Raw genomic sequence first — 12,650 nt, 5'->3', positions numbered from 1 at the left:
GGACGTACTCCATGGCGGTGCGCCCCTTACCGCCCCGCGCCCCGAAAGGGGCGCGGGGCGGAACGCCTAGAACACCGACCACCCGGTCAGCGTGGTGAAGTGATCGAGCGCCGCCACACCCGCCACGGAGTTGCCCCGCGCGTCGAGCCCCGGACTCCACACGCACAACGTGCACCGTCCCGGTATCACGGCGACGATGCCGCCCCCGACGCCGCTCTTGCCCGGCAGCCCCACCCGGTAGGCGAAGTCCCCCGCCGCGTCGTACGTCCCGCACGTCAGCATGACGGCGTTGACCTGCTTCGCCTCGCGCCGCGGCAGCAGCCGCGAGCCGTCGGCGCGCAGGCCGTGGCGGGCGAGGAAGCTGCCCGCACGGGCGAGGTCGCGGCAGCTCATCTCGATGGAGCACTGCCAGAAGTAGTGCTCCAGGACCGTGGGGACGGGGTTGTCGAGGTTGCCGTAGCTGGCCATGAAGTGGGCGAGGGCGGCGTTCCGGTCGCCGTGCTCGGTCTCGGAGGCGGCGACGGCGGGGTCGAAGGAGACGTCGGGGTTGCCGCTCTCGGCGCGCAGGAACTCCAGCATGGTGGTGCTGGCGTCGCCGGTGAGGGTCTGCAGCCGGTCGGTGACGACGAGCGCGCCCGCGTTGATGAACGGGTTGCGCGGGATGCCGTTCTCGTATTCGAGTTGGACCAGTGAGTTGAAGGGGTTTCCGGACGGTTCCGTTCCGACCCGTTCCCAGATTTTGCCGCCGCCCTCGGCCAGGACGAGCGCCAGGCTGAACGCCTTGGAGATGGACTGCACGGAGAAGGGACGCTCCCAGTCCCCGATGCCGTACACCCCGCCGTCGACGTCCGCGACGGCCATGCCGAACCGGTTGATGTCCACTCCGGCGAGGGCGGGGATGTAGTCGGCCACCTGGCCACGGCCGACGAGCGGCTTGGCGAAGGCGGCGACTTCTTCGAGGACGGCCTGGTAGTCCACAGTCCTTGGTCCGTACTTCCGTGTCGACGGCGCTGTCGACGATGCGATCGGTGGGATATTCGGCCAACGGCCGGATCGGCTCGCACGATATCCGAACGCCCGGCCCACCTGCGAACTTTTGGGTACAAGGGGGTCATTCGGCCTACGCGACCGGCGTACGCCACCCGCTCTACCGAGCCACCGACCCATCGAGGAGGGCGGCATGGCCCCACCCATGTCCGCGAACGAGTTCCTGGCCGCGCTCAGACGCGAGGGCGCCACCGTCGTCGAGGTGGAGGGCTGGCGGAACCACAACCGCCACGGACACGGCCCCTGGGGGCCCGTCAACGGCGTGATGATCCACCACTCCGCCACCTCGGGCACGGACAGCACCGTCCGGCTCTGCTGGAACGGCTACGAGGAGCTGCCCGGCCCCCTGTGCCACGGGGTCATCGCCAAGGACGGCACGATCCACCTCACCGGCTGCGGGCGCGTCAACCACGCGGGCGGCGGCGACGGGGACGTGCTGAGGGCGGTGATCGCCGAGAAGCGGCTGCCGCCCGTGCGGTGGGCGGACACCGACGGGAACGTCCACTTCTACGGCTTCGAGTGCGTCAACCGCGGCGACGGGGAGGACCCCTGGCCGCAGGTCCAGCTGCGGGCCGTGGAGCAGGTGGCGGCGGCCATCTGCCGGCACCACGGCTGGACCGAGCGCTCCGTCATCGGCCACCTGGAGTGGCGGCCCGGCAAGGTCGACCCCGTGGGCTTCTCCATGGAGTGGCTCCGCGAGCGGGTCCGTGAGCGGCTCAAGTGAGGCGCGCCGTGGCCCGCCGGCCCGTCCACGCGACAATGGGGGCGTGACCAGCCATCTCCCCGCCGCCGGCAGCGCCGGGCTCGCCGGCCTGCGGCCGCGGCTGCCGTCGCCGCTCGTGGAGCTCCCGGACGAGAGGTTCGCGCGGCACGGCGTGCGCCTGCTGCTGAAGCGGGACGACCTGATACACCCCGAGCTGCCCGGCAACAAGTGGCGCAAGCTCGCGCCCAACCTGGAGGCCGCGGCCGCGGCGGGCCGGCGCACCCTGCTGACGTTCGGCGGGGCGTACTCCAACCACCTGCGGGCCACGGCCGCCGCGGGCCGCCTGCTCGGCTTCGCCACCGTCGGCGTCGTCCGGGGCGAGGAGCTCGCCGACCGGCCGCTGAACCCCTCGCTGCGCTACTGCGCCGCGTCCGGCATGCGGCTGCTGTTCACCGACCGTGCCACGTACCGCCGCAAGACGGAGCCGGAGGTGCTGGCCGGGCTGGTCGAGCGGGCCGGCGGCGACTGCTTCGTCGTGCCCGAAGGCGGGTCGAACGGGGCGGCCGTGCTCGGCTGCGCGGAGCTCGGGCGCGAGCTGCGCGGGATGGCGGACGTCGTCGGGGTCGCGTGCGGCACGGGCGGCACGCTCGCCGGGCTCGCCGCCGGCCTCGGCGAGGGGCAGCGGGCGATCGGCTTCCCCGTGCTCAAGGGCGGCTTCCTGGGCGCGGAGGCCGAGCGGCTGCAGGGCGAGGCGTTCGGCGGCCGGCGCGGGACGTGGCGGCTCGACGAGCGCTTCCACTGCGGCGGCTACGCCCGCACCTCCCCCGCGCTGGACGCCTTCGCCGACGACTTCACGGCCCGGCACGGGTTGCCGCTGGAGCGGCTGTACGTGGCGAAGATGCTGTACGGCCTGACGACCTTGACGGAGGAGGGAGCGTTCCCGAGGGGAACGACGGCGGTAGCCGTGATCACGGGGGCGCCCTGAGGCCGCTTCGCGGCCGGTCGTTCCACAAACCGACCACCGGGCTGCACCCGCCCGACAGGCGTCAAGCGGCACCGCCCTCCTCGCGATACGCGGCGGCCTCCTCAAGGTCGAGCCGCCGCAGCAACGTACGCAGCATTTCGTCGTCAATGCGCCGCTCGTCCCGCAGCCGGACGAAGACCTCCCGCTCGGCGCCGATCATCTCGCGAGCGAGCCGCCGGTAAATGTCATCGGCGGACTCCCCCGTCACCGCGCTGACCGTCCCCAGCCGCTCCCACACCGCGTTGCGGCGCCGCTCCATGACGACCCGGAGCCGGTCGGCGAGAGGCGCCGGCAGGGCGTTCCGCTCGTCGGCGAGGAGCTCGTCCAGGCGCCGCTCGGCGGCGAGTGAAGCCTCGTTCTGGGCCTGCGCCTCCGCGAGGGTCTCCGCCGCGCTGTCGCGCGCGGGCAGCCGCAGCAGGCGGATGAGCGGGGGAAGAGTGAGGCCCTGGACGACGAGCGTGCCGATGACGGTCGTGAAGGTGAGGAAGAGGACGAGGTTGTGGCCGGGGAAGGGCGCCCCGGTGTCCGTGGTGACGGGGATGGAGAAGGCGATGGCGAGGGAGACCACGCCGCGCATGCCGGCCCAGCCGACGACGAGCGGGCTCTTCCAGGTGGTGTCGGTCTCCCGTTCCCGGATGCGCGCGGACAGGGCGCGCGGGAGGAACGTGGCGGGGAAGACCCACACGAAGCGGGCGGCCACGACGGCGAGGAAGAGGGCGGCGGCGTACCAGGCGGCCCGCCCGGCGCCGTAGTCGCCGAGGCCGCGCAGGACGACGGGCAGCTGCAGGCCGATGAGGGCGAAGACGGCGGACTCCAGGACGAAGGAGACCATCTTCCACACGGCGGCCTCCTGCAGCCGGGTCGCGAAGTCGACCTGCCAGGAGCGGTGTCCGAGCCAGAGGCCGACGACCACGACGGCGAGCACGCCGGAGGCGTGGACCTCCTCGGCGGCGGCGTAGGCGGCGAAGGGGATCAGCAGGGAGAGGGTGTTCTGCAGGAGCGGCTCGCGCAGGTGCTTGCGCAGCCAGTGCAGCGGCACCATGAGGGCCAGGCCGACGCCGATGCCGCCGAGGGAGGCGACGGCGAACTCCCTGATGCCCTCGCCCCAGGTCGCGCCGGCGCCGACGGCGGCGGCGAGGGCCACCTTGTAGGCGGTGATCGCCGTGGCGTCGTTCACCAGGGACTCGCCCTGCAGGATGGTGGTGATCCGGGAGGGCAGGCCGAGGCGGCGGGCGATGGCGGTGGCCGCCACGGCGTCGGGCGGGGCGACGACCGCGCCGAGCACGAGGGCGGCCGTCAGGGGCAGCCCGGGGATGACGAGGAAGGCCGCGTAACCGACGGCGAGCGTCGCGAAGAGGACGTAGCCGACGGACAGCAGGGCCACGGGGCGGACGTTGGCCCGCAGGTCGAGGTAGGAGCTGTCGAGGGCGGCCGTGTGCAGCAGGGGCGGCAGCAGGAGGGGCAGCACGACGCCGGGGTCGAGCGTGTAGTCCGGGACGCCGGGGAGGTACGAGGCGGCGAGCCCCGCGGCCACGAGCAGCAGGGGCGCGGGCACGGGGGTGCGGCGGGCCGCGCCGGCGACGGCGGCGGCGCCCGCGACCAGCATCAGCAGTGGCATGACGTCCATCGGTGCGGTGCCTGTCCCCTCGTGCGTTCCGCCCGGCCCGCGGGCTCGCGTGTCGGCGGTGCGATCTAATCTGGCAATCATGAGCGAGTGCCAGCATCTTCCCGGGCTGCCGCGCCCCGAGCCCGTGGCCGCACACCCGACGTGCCCGGAGTGCGAGGCGGCCGGCAGCCACCCCGTGCAGCTGCGGTTGTGCCTGCTCTGCGGCCACGTCGGATGCTGCGACTCCTCGCCGTACCGGCACGCCACGGCGCACTTCGAGGAGACCGGCCACGCCGTGATGCGCAGCTACGAGCCGGGCCAGAGCTGGCGCTGGTGCTACGTGGACCAGCGGCTCGTCTGACGCCGCCCGCTAGCATGCACGCATGATCCGAGCCGCGACGCCCGCAGACGTTCCCGCCATCCATGCGATGATCCGCGAACTCGCGGCGTACGAACGGGCACTGGAGGATGCCCGGGCGACCGAGGAACAGCTGCGCGAAGCCCTCTTCGGAGAGCACCCCGCAGCCTTCGCACTAATAGCGGAGAGTGACGAAAATGCGGGCGGCGGCGCGTCCGCGGCGCCGGAACCGGTGGGCTTCGCGATCTGGTTCCGCAACTTCTCCACGTGGACGGGCACGCACGGTGTCTACCTGGAGGATCTCTACGTGCGCCCGGAGGCGCGCGGCGGAGGGCATGGCAAGGCGCTCCTCGCGGCCCTCGCCCGGATCTGCACCGACCGCGGCTACCAGCGTTTCGAATGGTCAGTGCTGGACTGGAACGCGCCCTCGATCGGGTTCTACAAGTCCCTCGGCGCCGAACCGATGGACGAATGGACCACCTACCGCTTGTCCGGAGAACCCCTCCGGACCCTTGCGGCGCTAGCGCAGAGTGACGAAAATCCCAACTAGGCGACAGCTCTTTCGATTTGAGGCCCCAAACCCCTAGCCACTGTCCGTGCTCATGGGTTTACCATGAGTGACAGTCTCGGGGCTGCTCCACGGACCCCCAGATCGCGATAGCGTCGCAGCCGAACCATGTGCCGCACCGGCCCGCGCACGGCCTTCGACCGAAGGGCGGCCGAGGGCGGGGGCCGGCGCTCGTAACAGCTCAAGAAGCTTGTGCCACCTTGGAGGTGAGGGTGTCCCCAATCGCAGGCGAGCCCGGGACCCAGGACTTCGTGGAAGTCCGGCTGCCCGCTGCGGGTGCCTACCTGTCGGTGCTGCGAACGGCGACTGCCGGTCTCGCGGCCCGCTTGGACTTCACCCTCGACGAGATCGAGGACTTGCGCATCGCGGTGGACGAGGCGTGCGCGATCCTTCTGCAACAAGCGGTGCCCGGCTCCGTTCTCAGCTGCGTCTTCCGTCTGGTGGGCGACGCGCTGCGGGTGACCGTCTCGGCACCCACCACGGACGGCCGCGCACCCGAGCGCGACACCTTCGCCTGGACGGTGCTCTCCGCCCTGGCCGGTGAGGTCGACTCGACCGTCGCCGACGACCGTACGGTCAGCATCAGCCTGCACAAGAAGCGCGGCGCCGGCCCCGGACAGCCGTGACGGAAGAGGGGGCTCCGTGAGTACTGCATCGTCGCGGGGGGTGCGTACCCCGGCCATCCCGCAGCAGCCTGCCCGACAGCTGCCGGGCGATCCTGCGAATCCCGCGCCGGACGAGGCGAGCGACCCACCAGAGCGGGCGGACCACATGGACCAGCACGAGCACCGGCACGCAACCGCGCAGGACCGCAGTGGCGCCCGGGCCCTGTTCATCGAGCTGCGCGCGCTGCCGGACGGCTCGCCCGAGCGGGCCGAGCTGCGCAACCACCTCGTGCGGATGCACCTGCCGCTGGTGGAGCACCTGGCCCGGCGCTTCCGCAATCGCGGCGAGCCGCTGGACGACCTCACCCAGGTCGCGACGATCGGCCTGATCAAGTCGGTGGACCGGTTCGATCCGGACCGCGGCGTGGAGTTCTCCACGTACGCGACGCCCACGGTGGTCGGGGAGATCAAGCGGCACTTCCGCGACAAGGGCTGGGCGGTCCGGGTCCCGCGCCGGCTGCAGGAGCTGCGGCTGGCCCTGACCACGGCCACCGCGGAGCTCTCCCAGCGGCACGGCCGCGCGCCCACGGTCCACGAGCTGGCCGAGCACCTGGGGATCTCCGAGGAGGAGGTGCTGGAGGGCCTGGAGTCCGCCAACGCCTACAGCACCCTCTCCCTCGACGTGCCCGACACGGACGACGAGTCGCCGGCCGTGGCGGACACTCTCGGCGCGGAGGACGAGGCGCTGGAGGGCGTCGAGTACCGAGAGTCACTGAAACCGCTACTGGAGGACCTGCCGCCGCGGGAGAAGAAGATCCTTCTGCTGCGGTTCTTCGGCAACATGACCCAGTCCCAGATCGCCCAGGAGGTCGGGATCTCGCAGATGCACGTGTCGCGCCTGCTGGCGAGGACACTGGCCCAGCTGCGGGACAGGCTGCTGATCGAGGAATAAAAGCAAAGCCCGTCCGGGGGCACCGCTGGGGAGTCTGAGGACCGGGGTCCGGGGCGGAGCCCCGGGACTCACTCGCGCGGGCCGATACCCAGCGCTTCCGTAGCCGTAGGGTTCACCAGCAGCACGAGCGTGCCCACTGCCACGGCGGCCAGCAGAACCGCGCCGGCGATCATCGCGCCGCCCCCGCCGTTGTACAGCGTCCAAGCCACCGGCAGCGCCATGATCTGCGTGGCCATGGCCGGCCCCCGGCTCCAGCGGCGCAGCAGCCACAGCCCGCGCGCCGCCGCCAGCGGCAGCGCGGCCAGGGCGAGCACGGTGATGCCGCCCGTCTCCGCCTGCTGCGGGCTGTCCGGCTTGCCGAGCAGGCCCATGACCAGCAGGTAGATGCCGGCGGCGGCGAGCGCGAGGCCCTCCAGGCCGGTCAGCGCGGCGGCGGCCGTCAGCCGGGCCGGGCGGGGCCCGGCGGGCGCGGGGGCGGGGGCCGCCGCGGCCTGCTGCCGGGGGCCGGCGGGGCCGCTCTTACGGGCGTTTTTCGGCGCGGACTGCTTGCTGCTCACCCCAGCAGGGTAGCCGTACCGCCGTCGATCCGAGGGGGGCCGAAGGCGGGCCGGGGCGGTTCGTGTACCGACAGGTAGGTAGGCTGGCGCGCATGCGTGCGCTCCTCGTGGTCAATCCCTCGGCCACCACCACCAGTGCCCGTACCCGTGATGTCCTGGTGCACGCCCTCGCCAGTGATCTCAAGCTGGAGGTGGCCACCACCGAGTACCGGGGCCACGCCCGCGACCTGGCACGGCGGGCGGCCGAGAGCGGCACCACAGAGCTCGTGGTGGCGCTCGGCGGCGACGGCACGGTCAACGAGGTGGTCAACGGCCTGCTGCACGACGGCCCCGACCCCGAGCGCCTCCCCCGGCTGGCCGTGGTGCCCGGCGGCTCCACCAATGTCTTCGCCCGCGCGCTGGGGCTGCCCAACGACGTCGTGGAGGCGACCGGCGCCCTGCTGGACGCCCTGCGCGACGGCAGCGAGCGCACCGTGGGCCTGGGGCTCGCGGGGGGCACTCCGGGCACGGAGGACGAAGGGGTGCCGGGGCGCTGGTTCACCTTCTGTGCGGGCTTCGGGTTCGACGCGGGCGTCATCGGCCGGGTGGAGCAGCAGCGGGAGCGCGGCAAGCGGTCGACGCCTGCGCTGTATGTGCGACAGGTGATGCGTCAATTCCTCGGGGAGACCCACCGCCGGAACGGCACGATCACCCTCGAACGGCCGGGCGAGGAGCCACTCGAGAATCTCGTCATGTCGATAATCTGCAACACGGCGCCGTGGACGTACCTCAACAACCGCCCCGTCTACGCGTCGCCTCAGGCGTCCTTCGACACCGCTCTTGACGTGCTGGGATTCACCAGGCTGTCGACGACGGCGGCCGGCCGCTACGTCACCCAGCTGCTGACGTCCACGCCGGAGCGGGGCCCGAGAGGCAAACACACCGTCTCGCTGCACGACCAGACGCACTTCACCTTGCATTCGCAGGTTCCGCTGCCCTTCCAGATGGACGGTGACCACCTCGGAGTGCGCACGAGCGTGACGTTCACAGGCGTTCGCCGTGCACTGCGTGTGATTGTGTGAGTGCGAGGGCCGAAAGTCCTTCCACTCGAACGTTTAGGCTGGGTTCCACCCCCTGGAAGTACGGCTGTGACCTAGCCGACACCGAGGAATCAAAAAAAACTTTCCAGAAGGGGTTGTATCCGCCGCTGAGGTTTGCGAGTCTCTTCATGGCGATCGGGACGTCCGCTCTTCCGGCCTTCCGATACAGCCCGAACCCCTCCCTTTTTCTGATGGACCGCACCAGTTTCACGACTGGGCGTCGGCCCTTCCCCTGCGGAGGGATTCGTGAAAGCGTTCACATTCACAAGCAACGTAGCCGCAATAACGAGGAGATGGAGCAGCCATGGACTGGCGTCACAACGCCGTTTGCCGCGAGGAAGACCCCGAGCTCTTCTTCCCCATCGGCAACACCGGTCCTGCGCTGCTGCAGATCGAGGAAGCCAAGGCCGTCTGCCGCCGCTGCCCCGTCATGGAGCAGTGCCTGCAGTGGGCGCTCGAGTCCGGCCAGGACTCCGGCGTCTGGGGTGGCCTCAGCGAGGACGAGCGCCGCGCCATGAAGCGCCGTGCCGCTCGCAACCGGGCGCGCAACGCCACCGCCTGACGACGCCCCTCGGCCCCCGAGCCGCAGCGCGCAGTACCCCCTGACGCACCCCCCGAGCTTCGCCTGGGGGCGCCCCGCATCACGCAGCTTTGAGCCCCGGACCAGATACTGGTCCGGGGCTCAGTGCTGTGTGCAGTGGTACGGCGATCGCTGCCCGGGCCGCCCGCGCCAGGGTCAGCCCTTCTCCGCCCGTACCGGGATATCGAGGACGACCCTCGTGCCCTGCCCGGAAGCGGGCACCATGTCGAACGTCCCGCCCATCTCGCCCTCGACCAGGGTCCGGACGATCTGCAGGCCCAGGTTGCCGGCGCGCTGCGGGTCGAAGCCTTCGGGCAGCCCGCGGCCGTCGTCCTGCACGGAGATCAGCAGGCGGGCGTCGCGCCGGGTGCCGCTGCGCATGGCGGTGATCTCCACCGTGCCCCGCTCCCCCGGCCCGAACCCGTGCTCCATGGCGTTCTGCAGCAGCTCGGTCAGCACCATCGACAGCGGCGTCGCCACCTCGGCGTCGAGGATGCCGAAGCGGCCGGTGCGCCGCCCGGCGACCCGGCCGGGCGAGATCTCGGCGACCATCGCCAGCACCCGGTCGGCGATCTCGTCGAATTCGACCCGCTCGTCCAGGTTCTGCGAGAGCGTCTCGTGGACGATCGCGATCGAGCCGACCCGGCGGACGGCCTCCTCCAGCGCCTCGCGGCCCTCCGCCGAACCGATCCTGCGGGCCTGGAGGCGCAGCAGCGCCGCTACGGTCTGCAGATTGTTCTTCACCCGGTGGTGAATCTCCCGGATGGTCGCGTCCTTGGTGATCAACTCTCGCTCGCGGCGACGCAGTTCGGTGACGTCGCGCAGCAGTACGAGCGAACCGATGTGGTTTCCCTTGGGTTTGAGGGGAATCGCCCGGAGCTGAATGACCCCGTCGTTGCCCTCGACCTCGAACTCGCGCGGCGCCCAGCCGCTGGCGAGCTTGGCGAGCGACTCGTCGACCGGGCCGCGGGAGGGTGCCAACTGAGCGGTGGTCTCGCCCAGATGATGCCCGACGAGGTCGGCGGCGAGACCGAGGCGGTGGTACGCGGAGAGGGCGTTGGGGCTCGCGTACTGCACGATGCCGTCGGCGTCCAGCCTGATGAGGCCGTCGCCGGCGCGCGGCGAGGCGTCCATGTCGACTTGTTGACCGGGGAACGGGAAGGCGCCGTTGGCGATCATCTGGGCGAGGTCGGAGGCGCTCTGGAGGTAGGTGAGCTCCAGCCGGCTCGGGGTGCGCACGGTCAGCAGGTTCGTATTGCGGGCGATGACGCCCAGCACCCGGCCCTCGCGGCGGACCGGGATGGACTCGACACGGACCGGGACCTCCTCGCGCCACTCGGGGTCGCCCTCGCGGACGATCCGGCCCTCGTCCAGGGCGGCGTCGAGCATGGGGCGGCGGCCGCGCGGCACGAGGTGGCCGACCATGTCGTTCTGGTAGGAGGTGGGGCCGGTGTTCGGCCGCATCTGCGCGACCGAGACGTAGCGCGTGCCGTCGAGGGTGGGCACCCACAGCACGAGGTCGGCGAAGGACAGGTCGGAGAGCAGCTGCCACTCCGAGACCAGCAGGTGCAGCCACTCCAGGTCGGAGTCACAGAGGGCCGTGTGCTGACGTACGAGGTCGTTCATGGAGGGCACGTTGGTGAGCCTACCCGGGGCCGGGGCGCTCACCTCGTGCCGCCTTCGGGCGGCGGCGGGCCGCCCGGGCCGCGGGTGATACCCGGGGAAACCCGCGCGGCGCGAAGCATGGACACAGGAGAATGGTCTAGTCCACAATGAGTGAGCAAAGCTTCCGCCTTCCCCGCACAGGAGGGCGGAACGAGGCCCGGCGCCCTCTGCCCTGATCGCGCCACGGCCTCCAGTCGGCCCACTTCGGCCACGGGGTCCGCACACCCCGCACGCCCGGCGGGCCGATACGGCTCCGGGCTGCGGTGCCGGCCGGGTCGAGGGTCCCGGCCAGGCGCCGCGGCCCGAAGTGATCTCCGGGCCGGCGCTTCACGCGTCCGCGGGGCCGGTGCCTCGCACGGTCCCCGGGCGGCGCCTCACTCTTCTTCGTCACGCACCCCCGCCTCCGGCCGGTCACCCCGCGTCGGACGATGTCTCCCCCGCGTGCTCAGGGGGCCATGCCTGCATCGCGAAATCGGCGACCGCCTCCAGGGTGGCGCGGTCCGCGCCGTCGCGCGCCTGCTGCGACATGCCCTGCAGGACGGTGCCGGTGTAGACGGCGAGCGCACGGGCGTCGGTCTCCGCGGGCAGCACGCCCGCGGCCACGTCTGCGGCGATGCGGCGCTCGATGAACGCGATGCCCGCGTTGCGCCGCTCCTTGAGCGCCTCGGCCACGTCGGAGGACTGCTCGGAGCAGTTGGTGGCGGCGCTGATGAGCAGGCAGCCGCGCGGCAGGCCGGGGAGCGTGTGGGAGACCGCCGCCTCGTGCAGGAGGCGGTCCACCGCGCCCCGGGCGGTCGGCGCCTCGGCCAGGGTCTTGACCGTGAAGACCGCGTAGCTGTGCACGTAGGCCTCGACGGCCTCCTCGAAGAGGGTGCGCTTGTCTCCGAACGCGGCGTAGAGGCTGGGCGCCTTGATGTCCATGGCCCGGGTGAGGTCCGCGATGGAAACGGCGTCGTAGCCATGCTCCCAGAAGGCCTGCATCGCCTGCTCCAGGGCCGTCTCGCGGTCGAAGGACCGGGGCCTGCCCCGCTGCTTGGTCGCCATGAACCCATTCTATAGCGCTCGCTAAAAAACCTGTGCTACGGTCTTTCTGTAGCAACCGCTAAAGAAAGAGGGGGGCGCGGCCATGGGCACGCTCACGGGCAGGACGGCGCTGGTCACGGGCGGCAGCCGGGGCATCGGGCGGGCGATCTCGGAGCGCCTGGGCAGGGAGGGTGCCCGCGTCGCCGTGCACTACGGACGGGACGCCGCCTCGGCCGAGCAGACGGTGAAGGAGATCAGAGCGGCGGGCGGGGAGGCTTTTGCGATCCGGGCCGAGCTGGGGGCGCCGGGCGACGCCGAGGCGCTCTGGGCCGCCTTCGACGAGCAGGCCGGGGACGGCCTGGACATCCTGGTCAACAATGCGGGCATCGACGGCCCGCGGGTGCCGTTCGGCGAGGTGACCCCGGAGAATTTCGACCGGGTCTTCTCGGTCAACACCAAGGCGCCGTTCTTCGTCACCCAGCACGGCCTGGACCGCCTGCGCGACGGCGGGCGCGTCATCAACGTCTCCACAGCGCTGACCCACGGCGCGGCGATGCCCCAGCTGATCGCCTACACGATGACGAAGGGCGCGGTGGACGCCTTCACCTCGGTGCTGGCCAAGCAGCTGGGCGAGCGCGGCATCACGGTCAATGCGGTGGCACCGGGCGTGATCGACACGGATATGAACGCGTCGTGGCTGCGCGGCAGCGCGGAGACCCGGGAGGGCGTCGCCGCGATGTCCCCGCTCCGGCGGGTGGGCGAGCCGCGCGATGTCGCCGACATCGTCGCCTTCCTGGCGTCGGACGACAGCCGGTGGGTGACGGGGCAGTGGATAGACGCGACCGGGGGTGCGCTGCTCTGAGGCGTGCCCGCGGGCCCGGCG

14 protein-coding genes are annotated in these 12,650 nt (G+C 71.7%); 9 read left to right on the top strand and 5 right to left on the bottom strand.

The features are described 5' to 3' along the window. Positions 1–66 precede the first annotated feature (66 nt). Positions 67–978, bottom strand: a complete 912-nt coding sequence (locus tag IF61_RS0111820; RefSeq protein ID WP_030366276.1) for a glutaminase — start codon at positions 976–978, stop codon at positions 67–69. A 202-nt stretch (positions 979–1,180) separates the two neighbouring features. On the opposite strand from IF61_RS0111820, the gene IF61_RS0111815 reads away from it, so the two are divergent. Together IF61_RS0111815 and IF61_RS0111810 are read left to right on the top strand one after the other, a co-directional pair. After that, on the top strand, positions 1,181–1,771 hold the full coding sequence (locus IF61_RS0111815) for an N-acetylmuramoyl-L-alanine amidase (protein ID WP_030366275.1): 591 nt from the start codon (positions 1,181–1,183) through the stop codon (positions 1,769–1,771). Positions 1,772–1,814: 43 nt separating this feature from the next. After that, complete coding sequence (locus IF61_RS0111810) at positions 1,815–2,735, top strand: 1-aminocyclopropane-1-carboxylate deaminase/D-cysteine desulfhydrase (RefSeq protein WP_052392636.1); 921 nt, start codon at positions 1,815–1,817, stop codon at positions 2,733–2,735. Positions 2,736–2,796: 61 nt separating this feature from the next. Here IF61_RS0111810 and IF61_RS0111805 read toward each other — a convergent pair whose 3' ends face one another. Beyond that, on the bottom strand, positions 2,797–4,401 hold the full coding sequence (locus IF61_RS0111805) for a Na+/H+ antiporter (protein WP_030366273.1): 1,605 nt from the start codon (positions 4,399–4,401) through the stop codon (positions 2,797–2,799). Between the two features lie 79 nt (positions 4,402–4,480). On the opposite strand from IF61_RS0111805, the gene IF61_RS0111800 reads away from it, so the two are divergent. From IF61_RS0111800 to IF61_RS0111785, 4 genes are all read left to right on the top strand, one after another. Then, complete coding sequence (locus IF61_RS0111800; protein ID WP_030366272.1) at positions 4,481–4,741, top strand: UBP-type zinc finger domain-containing protein; 261 nt, start codon at positions 4,481–4,483, stop codon at positions 4,739–4,741. A gap of 22 nt (positions 4,742–4,763) precedes the next feature. Beyond that, the gene (locus IF61_RS0111795) at positions 4,764–5,288 is read left to right on the top strand and encodes a GNAT family N-acetyltransferase (RefSeq protein ID WP_030366271.1); all 525 of its coding nucleotides are present in this window, start codon (positions 4,764–4,766) and stop codon (positions 5,286–5,288) included. 230 nt (positions 5,289–5,518) lie between these two features. Then, positions 5,519–5,932: an ATP-binding protein gene (locus IF61_RS0111790; RefSeq protein WP_030366270.1), complete on the top strand. Its 414-nt coding sequence runs from the start codon at positions 5,519–5,521 to the stop codon at positions 5,930–5,932. Between the two features lie 40 nt (positions 5,933–5,972). Next, on the top strand, positions 5,973–6,863 hold the full coding sequence (locus IF61_RS0111785) for an RNA polymerase sigma factor SigF (RefSeq protein WP_397945256.1): 891 nt from the start codon (positions 5,973–5,975) through the stop codon (positions 6,861–6,863). A 68-nt stretch (positions 6,864–6,931) separates the two neighbouring features. Here IF61_RS0111785 and IF61_RS0111780 read toward each other — a convergent pair whose 3' ends face one another. Continuing rightward, positions 6,932–7,420 carry a hypothetical protein gene (locus IF61_RS0111780; RefSeq protein ID WP_030366268.1) on the bottom strand — a complete coding sequence of 163 codons (489 nt, stop codon included), beginning with the start codon at positions 7,418–7,420 and terminating at the stop codon, positions 6,932–6,934. Between the two features lie 92 nt (positions 7,421–7,512). On the opposite strand from IF61_RS0111780, the gene IF61_RS0111775 reads away from it, so the two are divergent. Both IF61_RS0111775 and IF61_RS0111770 read left to right on the top strand, forming a co-directional pair. Next, on the top strand, positions 7,513–8,481 hold the full coding sequence (locus IF61_RS0111775; RefSeq protein ID WP_030366267.1) for a diacylglycerol/lipid kinase family protein: 969 nt from the start codon (positions 7,513–7,515) through the stop codon (positions 8,479–8,481). A 322-nt stretch (positions 8,482–8,803) separates the two neighbouring features. After that, on the top strand, positions 8,804–9,061 hold the full coding sequence (locus IF61_RS0111770; RefSeq protein WP_004937597.1) for a WhiB family transcriptional regulator: 258 nt from the start codon (positions 8,804–8,806) through the stop codon (positions 9,059–9,061). 174 nt (positions 9,062–9,235) lie between these two features. On the opposite strand, the gene IF61_RS0111765 is transcribed toward IF61_RS0111770, so the two are convergent. Beyond that, entirely contained in the window at positions 9,236–10,705 is a 1,470-nt protein-coding gene (locus tag IF61_RS0111765; RefSeq protein WP_030366266.1) for a sensor histidine kinase, read from the bottom strand. Between the two features lie 450 nt (positions 10,706–11,155). After that, on the bottom strand, positions 11,156–11,788 hold the full coding sequence (locus tag IF61_RS0111760) for a TetR/AcrR family transcriptional regulator (protein WP_030366265.1): 633 nt from the start codon (positions 11,786–11,788) through the stop codon (positions 11,156–11,158). A gap of 82 nt (positions 11,789–11,870) precedes the next feature. On the opposite strand from IF61_RS0111760, the gene IF61_RS0111755 reads away from it, so the two are divergent. Next, positions 11,871–12,629: a glucose 1-dehydrogenase gene (locus IF61_RS0111755; RefSeq protein ID WP_030366264.1), complete on the top strand. Its 759-nt coding sequence runs from the start codon at positions 11,871–11,873 to the stop codon at positions 12,627–12,629. The last annotated feature ends 21 nt before the right edge of the window (positions 12,630–12,650 follow it).

The organism is Streptomyces roseoverticillatus, from assembly GCF_000719265.1.
Lineage (GTDB): Bacteria > Actinomycetota > Actinomycetes > Streptomycetales > Streptomycetaceae > Streptomyces > Streptomyces roseoverticillatus.
This window is presented reverse-complemented; position numbering and strand designations above follow the sequence as displayed.

Coding starts and splice junctions, on each gene's coding strand:
- IF61_RS0111815 (WP_030366275.1), top strand. CDS start 1,181: ATGGCCCCACCCATGTCCGCGAACGAGTTCCTGGCCGCGCTCAGACGC.
- IF61_RS0111805 (WP_030366273.1), bottom strand. CDS start 4,401: ATGGACGTCATGCCACTGCTGATGCTGGTCGCGGGCGCCGCCGCCGTC.
- IF61_RS0111800 (WP_030366272.1), top strand. CDS start 4,481: ATGAGCGAGTGCCAGCATCTTCCCGGGCTGCCGCGCCCCGAGCCCGTG.
- IF61_RS0111795 (WP_030366271.1), top strand. CDS start 4,764: ATGATCCGAGCCGCGACGCCCGCAGACGTTCCCGCCATCCATGCGATG.
- IF61_RS0111775 (WP_030366267.1), top strand. CDS start 7,513: ATGCGTGCGCTCCTCGTGGTCAATCCCTCGGCCACCACCACCAGTGCC.
- IF61_RS0111770 (WP_004937597.1), top strand. CDS start 8,804: ATGGACTGGCGTCACAACGCCGTTTGCCGCGAGGAAGACCCCGAGCTC.
- IF61_RS0111765 (WP_030366266.1), bottom strand. CDS start 10,705: ATGAACGACCTCGTACGTCAGCACACGGCCCTCTGTGACTCCGACCTG.
- IF61_RS0111760 (WP_030366265.1), bottom strand. CDS start 11,788: ATGGCGACCAAGCAGCGGGGCAGGCCCCGGTCCTTCGACCGCGAGACG.
- IF61_RS0111755 (WP_030366264.1), top strand. CDS start 11,871: ATGGGCACGCTCACGGGCAGGACGGCGCTGGTCACGGGCGGCAGCCGG.